The sequence below is a fragment of the Bacillus sp. B2-WWTP-C-10-Post-4 genome, assembly GCF_009183805.1.
Taxonomy (GTDB): Bacteria; Bacillota; Bacilli; order Bacillales; family Bacillaceae_G; genus Bacillus_A; species Bacillus_A cereus.
In genome coordinates this window covers 1-16,970 of sequence record NZ_WEII01000019.1, presented here as the reverse complement: position 1 = coordinate 16,970, position 16,970 = coordinate 1, and the positions used below count along the sequence as shown (strand labels likewise).

Sequence of the window (16,970 nt, the reverse complement as noted above, 5' to 3'; positions counted from 1 at the left end):
AATTACAAATAGGGGTGTATAAAATGCAAGATAAAAATTTAGAACAAATTATTCATATGTATATTCAAGATCATGTAGGTATTGAATTTAATGATGATACTGAGATTTTTGAAGAAGGATTAGTTAATTCTTTATTTGCAATCCAATTGATGACTTTTCTTGAAAAAGAATTTGCCATAAAGGTAACTATGGATGACTTAGATATGGATAACTATAAGTCTGTAAATTCTATTGGTAATTTTATAAGAAATAAGCAAATGGTTCGGTAATGGACATGAAACAATACTTAGAGCCATCTCAATATAAAATGTATCAGAATTTTTTGGATTTTGTTTATGAAAATATAGAACCTTACGCTAATAGTTGGGAGATTGAACAGGGCATTCCATCAGACATAATAAAGACTTGTGCTAAAAATGGTTATTTAGGTGGAACACTTCCATCAGAGTATGGTGGATTAGAATGGGATTATGTAACGTATGGGTTATTTACTGAAGCAATAGCAAGAGGTAGTGTCTCTCTTTCGGGATTATTTAATGTCCATACGATGGTAACAGAAACGATTTTAAAATGGGGAACAGAAAATCAAAAAAATCAGTGGTTACCATTACTTGCATCTGGTAATCAAATAGCTGCATTAGCCCTTACTGAACCTGGAGCAGGATCAGATTTAAATATGATTAAAACGAACTTCGATCAACACGGGGATAAATTAATACTTAATGGAGTGAAGAAGTGGATCACTTTTGGTGCAGCTGCGGATGTGTTTTTGGTATTTGGAAAACTAAATGGTGAACAACCAGTTGCCTGTTTAGTACCAAAAGATAGTGCGGGTGTAAATGTTACTCATATAAGAGACATGCTTGGATTTAAAGCTGCATATTTGGCAGAAATTGAATTCAATAATGTAGAAATACCTTTAGAAAATATCATTGGTAGACCAGGATTTGCTTTTACTTACCTTGCACCGTATGCTTTAGAATTTGGGCGTATTTCAATTGCCTTTGCTGCTCTTGGTGTATTACGTACTTGTTTAGAAATCTGTGGGAATCATGTATTACATAGAAGTGCATTTGGTAACTCTCTAATTGATCATGGCATGATTTCACATATGATTACGGATATGGGAGTAGATTTAGAAGCTTCTATACTCCTTAGTTTAGAAGCTTGTAAGGCCAAAAATGAACATCGAGCTGATGCTACTGAAAAGATTATGATTGCAAAATATTTTGCATCGCGCTCAGGTACAAGGCATTCAACGAATGCTGTACAGATTATGGGAGCACTTGGTTGTAATGATAATTATTCAATATCAAGGTGCTTTAGAGATTCCAAAACAATGGAGATCGTTGAGGGGAGTAATCAGATTCATCAGCTATTACTTGGTAAGGGATTTGCTAAAAAAGCGAAACGTGCCATTGAAAAAATACCTGTAACTAAAGGAGTGATACAACCCGGATGAGTACATGTATACAAAAGCTGTTTGAAGAACAAGTAGTCCGTACGCCAGATGAGGTTGCTGTTATCTTTAAAAAAGAAACATTAACCTATAAGGAATTAAATGAAAAAAGTAACCAATTAGCTCGTCTTTTACGTGAAGGTGGAGTTGGTCCAGATACAGTTGTAGGTATTATGGTAGAGCGATCTATCGAAATGGTTGTCGGAATTTTCGGGATATTGAAAGCGGGCGGAGCATATCTTCCGCTTTCCCCGAATCATCCATCATCACGATTACAATTCATTATAGAAGATAGCGGTGCTAAATTAATACTTACGCAAAAGCAAATCCTACATCGTTTTCAAGATAGTTTGAAGGCTGATATGTTGGCTTTAGATTCGATTTCCTATGAAGGAAAGAGTGAAAATCTAGAGTGTATTAACAAACCCTCTGATCTTGTGTACGTAATATACACTTCCGGTTCAACCGGGAAACCTAAGGGTGTTATGATTGAGCATTCGGCCTTAATAAATCGAATTGAGTGGATGCAAGAGGCTTATCCAATTAGTTCAAAGGATACTATATTACAAAAGACCCCTTATACATTTGATGTATCCGTATGGGAGATGTTCTGGTGGGCCATAGTTGGAGCCAAAGTATGTATTCTTGCGCCGGGGATGGAGAAGTTTCCACAGGCTATTATTGAGACAACTGAAAGTAATGACGTGACAATTATGCATTTTGTACCATCTATGTTAAGTGCATTTTTACACTATCTTGATGTGACAGGTGAAACTAACCGAATAAAATCGTTGAAACAAGTATTTGTTAGTGGTGAGGCACTACTGTCTCAACATGTAAACCGTTTTAATAAGTTGCTAAATTTTTCTAATGGTACACTTCTTACTAATCTGTACGGACCTACTGAAGCAACCATTGATGTGACTGCTTATGATTGTCCGACACATGAGATTACAGAAGGGAGCGTTCCAATAGGGCGACCAATTAAGAATATTGAGATGTTTGTTGTTGATAAATATGGTAATAAACTTCCGGAAGGCCATATAGGAGAATTATGTATCTCAGGTATAGGATTAGCACGTGGATATGTAAATAGGCCGCAATTAACGGCAGAAAAGTTTGTACAATATTCCCTTGATACCCGTATATATAAAACTGGTGACTTAGCTTTAATAAGATCGGATGGGAATATTGAGTTTCATGGAAGAATTGATTTTCAAGTTAAAGTTAATGGGCTTCGTATTGAGTTAGGGGAAATAGAATCGTGTTTAATGTCTTGTGAAGGAGTTTTACAATGTGCGGTAATTGTAAGACAAGAATCAGAGATGGTAGTTAAGTTAATAGCTTTCTATGAGTCAGAAAATGATATTGAGTTAGAGAGGTTAAAAAAATATCTTCGCTTATTTTTACCAGATTATATGATACCTAACCGTTTTGTACGTGTAAATGAAATGCCATTAACGGATAGCGGAAAGATAGATAGAAAAGCACTTGCCTTATTAGGTTCCGATAAATATTCACACCATACCACACTTGTAGGAGGTTCTGTTAATGAGGAAAGCAGTAAAGATTCATAAAGAAGATATTGAAGATGTAATCGCCCTTACACCAGTGCAGGAAGGTATTCTTTATCATTATTTGAAAGAACCCGAAGGAAAGCTATATCATGAAGAACTTCGACTTTGCTTAACTGGAAAAATTAATATTCCAAAGTTTGAAGAGGCGTGGAATTATGTAACGCGGGAAAATGAAATGCTGCGTACAATTTTTCGATGGGAAAAAGTTAAACAACCTGTACAACTTATACTAAAAGAGCATACTCCGAACATTATTTATAGTGATGGAAAAGTATCTAATGATACAGAAAGCTTTGATTTACAAACAGTTCCCTTTTCTATCGAACTGTGCCATTTGAACGAAGGCGAATATGAAATGGTTGTACGTCATCATCATATTTTGTTTGATGGTTGGAGTAATAGTATTATTTTACAAGAGTTTATTAAGGTATATCGAGAGTTAATAAAGGGAGATGTACCATCATCTATAAATAAAAGGAAATTTAAAGAATATATACTATGGCAACAAAAACAAGATAAATCAAAACAAAAGCTTTTTTGGGAACAATATTTAAATGAATTAACTGAACAAATAAATTTATCCAATAAGAATTCTAATGAACTAAAAAAAGCAAAAACATATGTAAAAGAGATAGATAAAGAGCGAAGTGATAGATTCCGAAGTTTTGCAAGTAATCAAGGTGTAACATTGGCTACATTATTCTATACAGCCTGGGGTCTATTATTACAAAGGTACAAAAATTCAGAGGACGTAATATTCGGTACAACAGTATCTGGGCGTTCAATTCCAATGCACGGTCTGAGTGAAATGGTAGGTTTATTTATAAATACACCACCACTTCGTGTAAGTGCTGATGGGAGAATGACTGTTTCAGATCTTTTACAAAGAATTCAAAGTGATGTCCAAAGAAGAACTGAATATGAAACGACTCCAATTGTTGATTTAAACGTGTCATTTGACACTATTATGGTAGTTGAGAATTATCCTCTTGATATAGAAAAGCTGAAAGAAATTGATGAAAGTGTAAGAATTTCAGGTTATGAAGTAAATGAAATGACCAACTATGATTTAACCGTCTCAATAGAGTGTTTCGATTCTATTAAACTTGCAATGATGTGGCCTGAAGATGTATTTGATGAATCCATTATTACCAGTATAACTAACCATTTTATACAGCTATTAGATTCAATGCTTTTAGATGAAGGACAACCAATACAAACTCTTAAAATGTTAGATGAGGCAGAAGAAAAGTTTTTGCTTCAAGGTGGTCAAAATCAAAGTGCTACATTCCCACACACAACACTTCATCAATTAATTGAGATGCAAGCTGAAAAGCATCCTGAGAGAGTGGCACTTACATTTGAGAATAGTGAGATGACTTATGGAGAGTTGAATGAGCGTGCGGATAAAGTGGCATTTGCTCTTCTAAAAGAAGGTGTAACTTTAGATTCTCCAGTAGCTGTAATGTTGGATTACTCATTTAATATGATTATCTCTCTACTTGGTATTTTAAAAGCAGGTGGGGCTTATGTTCCAATTGATCCTGATTATCCGCAGGAACGAATTGATTTTATTCTTCAAGATAGTGGTTCGAATGTAATAATAACCTCAAATTCATTTGAGGATAAAGTTAAATTTGATAGCACAAAGCTTTTTATTGAAGAACTCAATGAGACACCTATGCAAGATTTCGAGAGAGTAGATGTTGCCCCAAATAATTTAGCATATGTCATTTATACTTCTGGAACAACAGGACGTCCTAAAGGGGTTATGATTGAACATAGTAATGTAATACAACTTGTCATGCATCAACCAAATAGTTTTAAATTCTCTAGTGATGATGTGTGGTTACTATTTCATTCTTTCTGTTTTGATATGTCAGTTTGGGAGATATTTGGATCACTTACTTATGGTGGACGTCTTGTCCTGGCAACAAAAGAAACAATCCGTGATACGTATAAACTTGCCCAGTTGATTGCAGATGAGGGAGTAACGGTATTGAATCAAACTCCATCTGCATTCTATGTTTTTCAACAAGTAGTTGAAGAGATGCCTAAACTTGCTTTTAAAATTAGGTTAATTACATTTGGAGGGGAAATGCTGAAGCCAGGTTTACTGCAAAGTTGGTTTAAGCGTTCACCTAATACGGTCATAGTAAATATGTATGGAATAACTGAGACGACAGTACATGTTACTTATAAGGAAATTGGAGAAAAAGAAATGCACAGTAATCTTAGTGCTATAGGCGTGCCTCTTCCTACGTATTCGTGCTATGTATTTGACAAACATATGAATCCTACACCTAAGGGAATGCAAGGGGAACTTTATGTTGGAGGGTATGGAGTTGCGCGGGGATATCTAAATCGACCTGAACTAAACAGTGAACGTTTTATACAGAATCCTTATAATCCAAGTGAAAGATTATATAGATCAGGAGATTTAGTCCGTATTCTTGAAAATGGCGAAATGGAGTATATAGGTCGTAGTGATCATCAAGTGAAGATACGTGGTTATCGAATTGAAACAGGAGAAATAGAACATCATTTACAACAGCATGCGGATGTGAAGGAAGCGGTAGTTTTATCTATTGCTTTTGGAGAGGAACAAGAACTGTGTGCTTATATACTAACTGATCAAGATATATCTCAAAATGAATTACGTTATTATCTTACTGACAAAATACCTTCGTATATGATACCTATGTATTTTGTACTTTTAAGTGAAATGCCATTAACTACGAATGGAAAAGTTAATCGTCGTGCTTTACCTAAGCCTACTAAGTTAGTACAACCAAATGATTTACTAGATGAGCTTGAAACAACGGTAGCTGATGTTTGGAAGGAAGTTTTGGGGGTAGAAAAAGTAGGGTTGTATGATAATTTCTTTGATGTTGGAGGGAACTCCTTAAAAATGGTTCGATTGTTCTCGCGTTTACGAAGCAAGTTTGAAAAAGAACTTACAATGCCTATGTTATTCCGATACCCAACGGTTCATGATCAAGCTTCCTACTTTAGAAGTGATAATGCTATGGAACACCAACCTGAGGAAGTTAAGAAAGAAAATCTTTTATCTATGAATAAAAATGATGTAGCAGTGGTTGGTATGGCGGTTCGTATGCCAGGCGCTTCTAATCTTAAGCAATTCTGGTCAAATTTAGAACAAGGGATAGAATCCATTCGTACATTTACAGATGAAGAACTTAGTGAGATGGGCATACCAAATGAAGTGATTCAAAAACCTAATTATATAAAATCTAAAGGGTATTTAGAAGATGTAGATGCATTTGATAATGAATTTTTTGATTACAGTCTAAAAGAAGCTGAAATGATGGATCCACAACTGCGAATACTTCATGAATGCGCATGGGAAGCACTAGAACAAGCAGGTGAGGTTAATTCTTCTCATATGGATACAGGAGTTTATGTTGGAGGATCACCAAATTTCCACTGGCTTCGTTCTATTGCTAGTGAATCTTCTAATACATTAGAAGATTTCCAAGCAATGTTGTTAAACGAAAAAGATTTCTTTGCTACTCGATTGGCTTATAAACTAAATCTAAAAGGACCAGCGATTACAGTACAAACAGCTTGTTCTACCTCCTTAGTTGCTATTCAAAACGCATGGGCAGATCTTATTGATGGACGATGCGATATAGCTTTGGCCGGGGGAGTAAGTATAACTTATCCAACAAAAACAGGATATTTATATGAAGATGGTATGATTTTCTCACCAGATGGTCATTGTCGAGCTTTTGATAAGGATGCTCAAGGAACAGTGGGTGGAAATGGTGCTGGTATTGTAGTACTGAAAAGGTTGGAGGACGCTCTTCGAGATGGAAATTTAATACATGGAGTTATTAAAGGAGCTGCAGTAAACAATGATGGGTCCAATAAGGCTGGATTTACAGCGCCAGGGGTTGATGGACAAGCTGCTGTTATAAAATCGGCTCATGAAATAGCTGGTGTTAAGCCTGAAGAAATCTCATATATAGAAACTCATGGGACTGGTACGCAACTAGGTGATCCTATAGAAGTAGAAGCATTGAAGTTAGCTTTTGGTAAGCAAGAACCAGGTAGAGTTTTAATTGGATCAGTGAAGACGAACATTGGACATTTAGATGCTGCAGCAGGAGTTGGAGGATTTATAAAGACGGTCTTAGCTTTGAAAAACAAGAAAATTCCGCCGAGCCTTCATTATAATAACCCAAACCCTAGCATTGATTTTGGAAAAAATCCGTTTCGTGTAAATACGGAACTTATCCCATGGAAAGAAGAGGTAAGAAGAGCGGGTGTTAGTTCGTTTGGGATGGGTGGAACTAATGCACATATAGTGTTAGAGTCTGTTCCTGACAATGCTAAGAATTTTGAAAAACAATCTTGGAACTTATTAACTGTTTCAGCAAAAACAGAGGAATCCTTAGATAAAGCTACTAACGATCTATTATTGCATTTGAAGGAGAATCCAGAGATATCACTATCTGATACAGCGTATACATTACAAAAAGGTCGTCGTGAATTTCCATATAGAACTGCTGTAGTTGCTAATGGAATGGAGGATGCCATAGAAAAACTTGGTGATACGGGACTAGAGAAAACAAACGCAATGGAGAGTAGACCTTTAGCCTTTCTTTTTTCAGGTCAAGGATCACAGTATATCAATATGGGTAGAGATTTATATGAAAATGAACCTGTATTTCGTGAACACGTTGATCAAGGTTTAGCCCTACTCTCAAATTGGTTAGATATAGACATGAAAAATATTTTGTATCCTACAAAGGAGACAGAGGATAAAGCAACTGAACAGTTAAATAGAACTTCAATGACGCAACCTCTACTATTCACTATTGAATATGCATTAGCCAAGCTTCTAATGAATTGGGGAGTTTATCCAAGGGTCATGTTTGGCCATAGTATTGGTGAGTTTGTAGCAGCTTGTTTAGCAGAAGTAATGTCTTATGAAGATGCATTACATTTAGTAATGATTAGAGGGAAGTTAATGAATAGCGTACCAGAAGGCGCTATGCTAAGTGTAAATTTATCTGTTGAAGAATTAAAAACCTATATAACAGATGATGTAGATATAGCAGCTGTAAATTCCTCTCAACATTCAGTAATTTCTGGTACTGTACTTTCAATCAATAAGATTGAGGAATTACTTTTAAATCATGGAGTAAAGACAACGCGTCTATTTACTTCGCATGCTTTCCATTCTCGAATGATGGATGAAGTTCTAGATGCATTTGAGCAAGCTGTAGGAAATATAAAATTATCAAGTCCTAAAATACCTTATATATCTAATGTTACAGGTGAAATGATTACAGCAAATCAAGCCACATCACCTTCTTATTGGGCACAGCATCTACGAAGTACTGTTCAATTTTCAAAGGGATTATCTGAAATTTTTCATTTGAAAAATGTAATTTGCCTTGAGATTGGCCCAGGTAATGCATTATCAACTTTTGTATTAAAACATTTAAATAGAAGTAAAGATCAATTGGCTTTAAACATGTTACGTCATCCTCTGGATAAATCAAATGACTTCGAGCATTTATGCAAGCAAATGGGACGGTTATGGATGCAAGGTGGAACTATAAATTGGAATACTTTTAATAACAGTGAGAATAAAAGGTTATTAGATTTACCAACGTATCCTTTCATGAAAAAACGATTTAAAGCTGATCCATTTTTTAATACTCAATCTCAGAGTTTAACTCAGGAAACAAGAGGCCATAATAAACAGGCTAATATTAAAGACTGGTTTTATTTGCCTTCTTGGGAACGCAAAACATTAAAATCTATACAAATAAAGAAAGAACAAAAATATAAATGGCTTATTTTCAATGATCATCTAAATCGATTCAATCGACTGATAGAAAAATTAAAAAGAGAAGGTCATGATGTAATTGAAGTTAAAACAGGTGGTATTTTCTCTGAAAAATCCGACGGTTTATATACGATATGTCCATCTCAAAAAATGCATTATGAAATACTATTTTCAGAATTAGAACAAAAAGATTTATTACCAAATAAGATTATACATGCTTGGAGCTTTAATCCAGTTAATGATGTTATTCTCGATCAAGAGAGAATTGAACGATCAATGGATGAAGGATATTATTCGTTACTTTATATTGCACAAGCAATTGGGAAAATTAATTATGAGGGAGCATTACAGTTAAACATTTTTACTGACCGTATGTTTGAAGTTACAGGTACAGAGCTGAACTTAAAGCCAGAGCAAGCTACAATTCTAGGCTTTTCAAAAATATGCAATCTTGAGTTTCAAAATATAAAATGTCGTACCATTGATATGGATACAGATTCTCAACAAATGTTTGAAGAAGCGGGTTTAATGGAGAGTTTTGTGGATTCTACTGATATAGTTGTAGCTTATCGAGGACGTCATCGATGGGCGCAAACGATTATTCAAAGTCCTTTTGAGGAAGAAGATGTAGAAATTGATAGATTACGAGAGGGTGGCGTTTATTTAATTACTGGTGGACTTGGTGGAATTGGATTTGAAATTGCAAAAGATTTAGCTAATAGAGTACCAAATGTCAAACTTATATTGATTGGCCGCTCAGAGTTCCCACTACGTAATCAATGGGAACAGTACTTAGAAAATAAAGACGAGCGTGTAAGCCGAGTTATTTCTGATTTGTTGACAATGGAGTCTCAAGGTGCAGAATACATGATCCTAAGTTCTGATGTTTCCATTCAAGATGATATGAAACAGGCAATTGAAAAGGCTAAATCTCGTTTTGGTTCTATTAATGGCGTAATTCATGCAGCAGGTGTCGCTGATTATCTAGGTATTATGATGAATCGTGAAAAAGAATCTAATAATAAAATTTTAGCTCCGAAAATTAAAGGTACACTAGTACTCGATGCTTTATTAAAAGATGAACCAATTGATTTCTTCGTATTATGTTCATCAATTGGTAATGTGGCGTATCATATGAAATTTGGTCAGAGTGGTTATAATGCAGCGAATGAATTTTTAGATGCATTTGCGTTTTATAAGCGGGCTCATGATGGAGTGTTCACTGTAGCTATTAATTGGCCAGATTGGCAAGAGGTGGGTATGTCACTTAAGTCGGCTGAAATATGGGCAAAGCAATTTAATATGGATATGGAAAGTGTATTACATGATGGTGTAACTGTAGAAGAGGGTTTAAAAGTATTCCGTAGTATCATCAATAGAAATCAACAACAAGTCGTGGTTTCTCCAATAGATTTACATTGGAAACTTTTAAATGGTGCCAACTATTATAATGAACTATTGGAAAAAGGAAGTAAGAATAGATTAAAGCAGAATCGTTCAGATGTTTCCACAACGTATAGACCACCAACTAATGAAATTGAACAACAATTATACGAATTATTAAAAGATATGTTTGGAATCGAAGAAATAGGAATTTACGATAATTTCTTCGATCTAGGAATGAGTTCTTTAGATCTTGTTCGTATTAATGTGAAATTAAAAGAGGCCTTTAAACGAGACTTACCTATAGTTGTTCTTTATGAGCATACGTCAATTAAATCTCTTGCTAAATATTTAAGTAATCAAGAAGTAAATAACAATTTAACAAATAAAAAAGAGTTATTGAAAGCGAAATCGGTTATGAAAAATACATTATCTGCTTTAAAAAGTAGAAAGTAGTAAAGGGAGGGGAACAACATGATTAATAAAGAAGTAGTTCCGTCAAAAGTTGAGTTTTGCTGGGGATTACCTGTTATTCCAACACCACAAACAAAAGAACTTCTAGAGGAATATGTTAATCAAGCTAAAAGAGCTGAGAAAAATAACTTTGACTCGGTATTGGTTTCCATTGCACCAACATCTGTTGATCCAATGATAGCAGCGTCTATGATTGGAATGAATACGGAGTTTGTAAAGATTTTGGTTGCGCAAAATACAAACCAGATGCTTCCTACCGTAACAGCAAAAGCATTGAATACTTTAAATAGTTTAATTGGTAATCGTGCAGATATTAACATTGTAACTGGAAGTGCCTCGCTTGTCCTTGCGCGTGATGGATTACCAGAACCGCACCATGTTCGATATGCTAGGACAAAAGAATATATTGAGCTGTTACAACAATTAAGACGAGGAGTAACTAGCTATAAAGGTGAATTTTATCAAGTAGAAAATACTGATATTTATCCAAAGGAAGATCTCTTTCGAAGTGCCCGCTACTTTGTAGCGGGGTCCTCCGAGGAGGCAATGAGAGTAGCTGCAGAGTATGGTGATGCTTATATACTTTATGCAACAGACCGCAAAAGTCTTAGAGAACACTATCAAACAGTTAATAATTACGCTAAGCAATATGGGCGCGAGAAAATTCCAGGTGCTATTTTAGTAGACATCATTGCTCGTGAGACTTCAGAAGAAGCATATGAAGAGGCATATGAATTACTTGAGAGAACACCAGCAGCCTTAAAGAGGATGACTAAGCTATTTTTAGATAATGCAGATTCTGTTGGACTTCGCCGATACAAAGATTTAATTACAAAAGATAGTATGTGGATAGATGATCATCTTTGGGGAGGTCTAAGTTTAGTTAACCCATCTAATTCAATTTCTATAGTTGGTAGCTATGAGGAAGTCATCTCGACGTTAACTGATTTTTGGGAAATAGGGGCAAATTATTTTCTTATTACTTCTCAGATTAGTGAGCATGAAATTGAACGTATTGGTCAAAATGTTGTGCAACCATTTAAAAAGAAAATTGAAAAGTTAATCCAAGTTAACTAAAAGAGGGCTAAAAATATGAAGTTAAACATATGGTTGAAGTTTATCATTTTAATGACCTTAATAGTACTCCCTTATCGACAGGTGGAAGCACAGGAAACGGTACAGTTTAATGAGAAGAAAATACAGAAGCATATAGAAGAACAAATATCTCAAGCGGGTATTCCTGGACTTTCAGTAGTAATTGTAAAAGGAAATGAAACGATTTATAAGAAGAATTATGGCTATGCCGATACAAACAAAAAACGTCAAGTTACGAATGAGACGCTTTTCGAGCTAGGTTCTACTTCAAAAGCTTTTACGGCATTAGCTGTATTGCAGCTAGAAAAAGAAGGGAAAATTAAACTTAGTGATTCTTTAACTAAATATGTTTCATGGTTTGAAATGGAGTATAAAGGCAAACCTTATGAAATTACACTTTATGACTTATTACACCATACTAGTGGAATACCGGAAAAGGCCATTGGATATATTCCTATAACCAATGGCAAAGATTCTATTGAGAAAACGATTAGGAATGTTATGCCAATAGGACTAAACCGAGAGCCGGGTAGCAGTTTTGAATATTCTACGGTTAACTACGATCTATTAGGCTTAGTAATCGAGAAGGCAACTAATCAATCATTTGAAAGATATGTTCAAGATCATGTGCTATCAAAGTTGGATCTATTGAGTACATACGCTGGACGTGAGATGGCCCCATTAGATAACATGGCCCAAGGTTACAAGCGTAATTTCTTACAATCATTACCCTATGACGCTCCTAATTATAGGGGGAATACACCGGCTGGATATTTTATTTCAAATATAAATGATATGGAAAGATGGTTAAAATTACAGCTTGGGGTTGAAAAGCCTAGGATGTTTCCGGAGGAATTGATTAACGATTCTCATAAAGCGAATAGAAAGGTTGCCCCAGATAGCAATGGAGCTTCATATGCAGCTGGATGGGAGGTCTATCAAAGTGGTGGAGGGGAAATTTCACATGGTGGAAGTAACCCAAATTATTCATCGTATATTGGTTTCCGTGATGAGGAACAGATAGGGGTCGTAGTATTAGCAAATCTGAATAGTAATTACACTTACTATATCGGTAGCAGTCTTTTAAATATGATGATAGATAAAGAAGTTAAACCGTTACTCTATGATGAATATAAGAAAACGGATCAAATAGGAACAGCCTTATTTGTGATCTCATCTTTGTGTTTACTAACGTTATTGGTCATGTTATTTCATTTAATCAGGGAGATTATTTTTAGAAAAAGAAAGTTTATATTACCAACGGGAAAAACATGGTTACATATGGTATTAGTTGTTGCAATATATGGGCTAATGATTTATGCACTTTATCAACTACCAAATCTCTTGTTTGGAGGGCTTCCGTGGGCATTTATAAAAGTTTGGGCTCCTTCAACTGTTGTACTTGCAATATATGCAATTGCTGGGGTGGGTTTGGCCTATGTTATCCATACATTCTTAAATCTTTGTTTTCCAAGACAAAAGGGAAAGTCGCTTTTGACTTTAATTGTTTTGGGATTAATATCAGGATTTGGTAATGCCTTTCTCATTTTTGTGATTAATGAAACGTTTGTTAGATCAAATAATTTGGAAAATGGCTTGTTGTTTTACTTTGTACTTGGAATCGTTATGTATGTCTTTTCACAACGTATTATTAGAACTAGCATTGTATCGTATACAAACGAGCTAGTTTATGAAAAAAGGATGGAATTAACAGATAAGTTGTTACAGACTCCTTATTACAAATTGGAGTTGATTGAGAAGGGCCGAATAGAGGCGACATTAAATAACGATACGGAAGTTATCTCTCGTTCTCTCAATCTATTAGTTACTGCTGGAACAAGTTTATTAACGTTACTATTTTGTTTTCTCTATCTTGGTGTAATGAATATGTATGCCTTTTTACTATCCTTGTGTATCATCTTTATTACTGCAGGGGTATATTCTTTGATCGGACGACAAGCAGATAAAGTTTGGAATGAAACAAGAGATATTCAGAATGTATATTTTCGTTTGATTGGTGATCTAAGGCATGGTTTCAAAGAGCTTAGGCTTCATACTGGAAAACGAAACGATTTTCGAGAAGTTATGAATGAAAGCTGTAATAACTATCGTGTTAAACGAACGATAGGAGATATTAAATTTGCAAATGTGTTTGTTCTGGGAGAACTATTATTCATTTTTGTTATTGGTATTGTAGTTTTCGTATTTCCAGAAATTTTTGTTAATATGCCGAAAGAGACGATAAGTAACTATGTAATCGTTTTTCTGTATATGACAGGTCCAGTTAATGAAATACTGGGCGGTATCCCTCAGCTCGTAAATGTACGTATTTCTTGGCAACGTATTCAACAAATGGTGAAGAGTGTAGATCATATAAAGGCAAATGAGCAAATCGCGACAACAAAAGAGTACTTAGATGTGCCAATTTGTTTGCAGCTACAAAATGTAAGTTATAAGTATAAGAATAAAGATGGAGATTTTACTGGTTTTGGTATTGGTCCAATAGACATGGAGTTTAATTCTGGAGAAATAGTCTTTATTGCTGGTGGTAATGGGAGTGGAAAATCTACTTTATCAAAACTGATTACTGGGTTATATGAACCTAATGAAGGTAACATTTTATTAAATGGAAAAGACATAGCTCCAGAGGAATTGAATCAATACTATTCAGCTATCCTGAGTGATTTTCATGTTTTTGATAGGCTATATGGAATTAATACAGAAGGAATGAAAGCAGAAATCGATCATTATTTAGAACTTCTCCAACTGAGTGACAAGGTTGGCATTGAGAATGGGCGCTTTACTACTACGCAACTATCAACTGGACAAAAGAAAAGGTTGGCATTGCTGGTTACGTATTTGGAAGATCGACCTATACTTTTATTTGATGAATGGGCAGCAGATCAAGATCCTGGTTATAGACGCTTCTTTTATGAAGAATTGTTACCTCAAATGCGAGCGAAGGGTAAATGTATTATTGCTATTACTCACGACGATCAATATTTTCATTTGGCAGATAAGCTTATAGTGATGGAGATGGGAACTGTGAAAATGAATAAAACAAAGGAGGCATTATCATGAGTAAGGAAATTAAATGTGTTGTTTGGGACTTAGATTGTACAATTTGGGATGGTGTTTTATTAGAGAGTGGTACAGTTACTTTAAAACCTGGAATTTATGAAATTATATGTGAATTAGATCGACGTGGAATACTGCAATCAGTTGCTAGTAAAAATAACTACGAAGATGCAATAGCTAAATTACGGGAATTTGGAATAGAAGAGTATTTTTTATATCCGGAGATTCATTGGAACTCTAAATCTAGTTCCATTGAGAAAATTAGAAAAAATTTAAACATAGGTATTGATACTTTTGCGTTCATTGATGACCAACCGTTTGAATTAGAAGAAGTACAGAGTGTTCATAATGATATTCTGTGTATACATGTAAATGAATATAAGTCGTTATTAGACTTGCCACGACTACAACCAAAAAGAATTACAGAAGATTCACGTCGTCGAAGACTGATGTATTTAGAAAATCTTAAGAGAACGAAGGATGAAGAAGAATATGAAGGCCCAAAAGAAGAATTTTTAGCTTCACTTGGGATGAATTTTGTGATTAGTGAGGCTCGTGAGGAAGATTTGCAGCGTGCAGAGGAGTTAACAGTACGTACGAATCAATTAAATTCGACTGGTATTACCTATGATTATGATGAATTAAACTATTATCGTAATCATCCAGATTATTTATTATTAGTTTGTGAGTTATCAGACAAATATGGCTCCTATGGGAAGATTGGTTTAACACTTGTAAAAAAGACGGAGGAAGCCGACTGTCTAAAACTTCTTCTCATGTCTTGTCGTGTAATGTCCCGTGGCGTTGGTACTATACTCCTCACATATCTAATGGAAAGGACAAAACAGGCAGGTAAACGCTTTTTGGCTGAGTTTCGACAGACTGACCGTAACCGTATGATGTTTGTTACGTACCGATTAGCTGGATTTAAGGAAACTAGCAACGAAAATGGAATATTAATTTTAGAACATAATCTTGAGAATATAAATCCTTATCCTCACTATATTAATATACAATTTCCGGAAACACCAACGGATGTGGATAGAGGGGAAGTGGAAATATGCAACAAACAATTGTAAAGCATTCTCTTACGCATCCACAAAAAAGAGTTTGGTATAATGAACAAATTTATCCAAACACATCTATGTATAACATCGGAGGGATGGTTCTTATTAATGGGGAAATTAATTTTACAATTTTAGAAAAAGCAATTCAATTATTCATTAAGAAAAATGATGGTTTACGTCTACGGATTTTTCAACAACATAGAGAACCCCACCAATATATATCACCATTTGAACCTACATCAATACGTTTAATTGATTTTTCTAATCATCATAATCCAAGTTTAGAAGCTAGAAAATGGGCCCAGGATGAATTTCAAAAACAAATTCCACTTGAAGGAGGCCCTCTGTTTGAATTTGTGCTCTTGAAAATAAGTGATGTAGAAAGCTCCTATTTTGTTAAGTTTCATCATATTATAGCTGATGGTTGGACAATCCAACTTATGACGAGTCAAATTATCGATTTTTACTCTAAGTTAAAGAATGATGAGCATATAAATGATACGGTTGAATCTACTTATCTGTCTTATTTACAAGCAGAGGAGAAATATCTGGAATCCCCTCGATACGTAAAAAATAAGAATTATTGGAATGAGAAATTTATGAATCTGCCAGATTTCTTTTTATCAAAAACATCTCATTCTCTAGAAGGGAAACGAAAGATATTTTTAATTGAAAAAGAAAAATCGGTTGCTCTACAGTCTTTTATACAAAAACATAGAATATCTATGAATACATTATTTTCAACCTTTATGCTTATTTATATTCATAAAATGTATGATCAATCAGACATAATCATTGGATCTCCTGTACTAAATCGTTCCGGTGTACTAGAAAAGAAAATAGTAGGTATGTTTACTAGCACAATGCCGTTACGGTTAAATGTTGATGGAGATGAGAGTGTTCTATCTTTCATTAAAAGAGTAAATCATGAAATAAAACAATGTCTATTTCACCAGCGTTATCCTTATAACTTATTGGTAAAAGACTTGCAATTGACTAGTAAAGGATACGAT

At 34.7% G+C, this 16,970-nt stretch carries 8 protein-coding genes; all 8 read left to right on the top strand.

All coding sequences use genetic code 11. The annotated features are described in order from the left end of the window. Positions 1 to 23: 23 nt before the first annotated feature. The gene (locus GBN78_RS10870) at positions 24 to 269 is read left to right on the top strand and encodes an acyl carrier protein (protein ID WP_001152970.1); all 246 of its coding nucleotides are present in this window, start codon (positions 24 to 26) and stop codon (positions 267 to 269) included. Further along, a complete protein-coding gene (locus GBN78_RS10865) occupies positions 269 to 1,462 on the top strand; it encodes an acyl-CoA dehydrogenase family protein (RefSeq protein ID WP_000367337.1) in 1,194 nt (397 codons plus the stop codon). Before GBN78_RS10870 ends, GBN78_RS10865 begins: the two co-directional genes overlap by 1 nt. Continuing rightward, a complete protein-coding gene (zmaJ, locus tag GBN78_RS10860) occupies positions 1,459 to 3,036 on the top strand; it encodes a zwittermicin A synthase ZmaJ (RefSeq protein WP_002099041.1) in 1,578 nt (525 codons plus the stop codon). Before GBN78_RS10865 ends, zmaJ begins: the two co-directional genes overlap by 4 nt. Next, a complete protein-coding gene (locus GBN78_RS10855; protein WP_152127353.1) occupies positions 3,011 to 10,699 on the top strand; it encodes a non-ribosomal peptide synthetase/type I polyketide synthase in 7,689 nt (2,562 codons plus the stop codon). The genes zmaJ and GBN78_RS10855 overlap by 26 nt, the downstream gene beginning before the upstream one ends. Before the next feature lie 18 nt (positions 10,700 to 10,717). Further along, on the top strand, positions 10,718 to 11,794 hold the full coding sequence (locus GBN78_RS10850; RefSeq protein WP_152127351.1) for an LLM class flavin-dependent oxidoreductase: 1,077 nt from the start codon (positions 10,718 to 10,720) through the stop codon (positions 11,792 to 11,794). A 15-nt stretch (positions 11,795 to 11,809) separates the two neighbouring features. Then, positions 11,810 to 14,893: a cyclic peptide export ABC transporter gene (locus GBN78_RS10845; protein WP_152127349.1), complete on the top strand. Its 3,084-nt coding sequence runs from the start codon at positions 11,810 to 11,812 to the stop codon at positions 14,891 to 14,893. Further along, positions 14,890 to 15,969: an HAD-IIIC family phosphatase gene (locus GBN78_RS10840; protein WP_000031544.1), complete on the top strand. Its 1,080-nt coding sequence runs from the start codon at positions 14,890 to 14,892 to the stop codon at positions 15,967 to 15,969. The genes GBN78_RS10845 and GBN78_RS10840 overlap by 4 nt, the downstream gene beginning before the upstream one ends. After that, positions 15,951 to 16,970: condensation domain-containing protein (locus tag GBN78_RS10835; RefSeq protein WP_226798477.1), on the top strand; the 1,020-nt coding region annotated here is incomplete at its 3' end. The genes GBN78_RS10840 and GBN78_RS10835, both read left to right, overlap by 19 nt.

What these genes read in the sequence shown, in the direction of transcription:
- GBN78_RS10865 (WP_000367337.1), top strand. Translation starts at nt 269, where the DNA reads ATGGACATGAAACAATACTTAGAGCCATCTCAATATAAAATGTATCAG.
- GBN78_RS10855 (WP_152127353.1), top strand. Translation starts at nt 3,011, where the DNA reads ATGAGGAAAGCAGTAAAGATTCATAAAGAAGATATTGAAGATGTAATC.
- GBN78_RS10870 (WP_001152970.1), top strand. Translation starts at nt 24, where the DNA reads ATGCAAGATAAAAATTTAGAACAAATTATTCATATGTATATTCAAGAT.
- GBN78_RS10850 (WP_152127351.1), top strand. Translation starts at nt 10,718, where the DNA reads ATGATTAATAAAGAAGTAGTTCCGTCAAAAGTTGAGTTTTGCTGGGGA.
- GBN78_RS10845 (WP_152127349.1), top strand. Translation starts at nt 11,810, where the DNA reads ATGAAGTTAAACATATGGTTGAAGTTTATCATTTTAATGACCTTAATA.
- GBN78_RS10840 (WP_000031544.1), top strand. Translation starts at nt 14,890, where the DNA reads ATGAGTAAGGAAATTAAATGTGTTGTTTGGGACTTAGATTGTACAATT.
- zmaJ (WP_002099041.1), top strand. Translation starts at nt 1,459, where the DNA reads ATGAGTACATGTATACAAAAGCTGTTTGAAGAACAAGTAGTCCGTACG.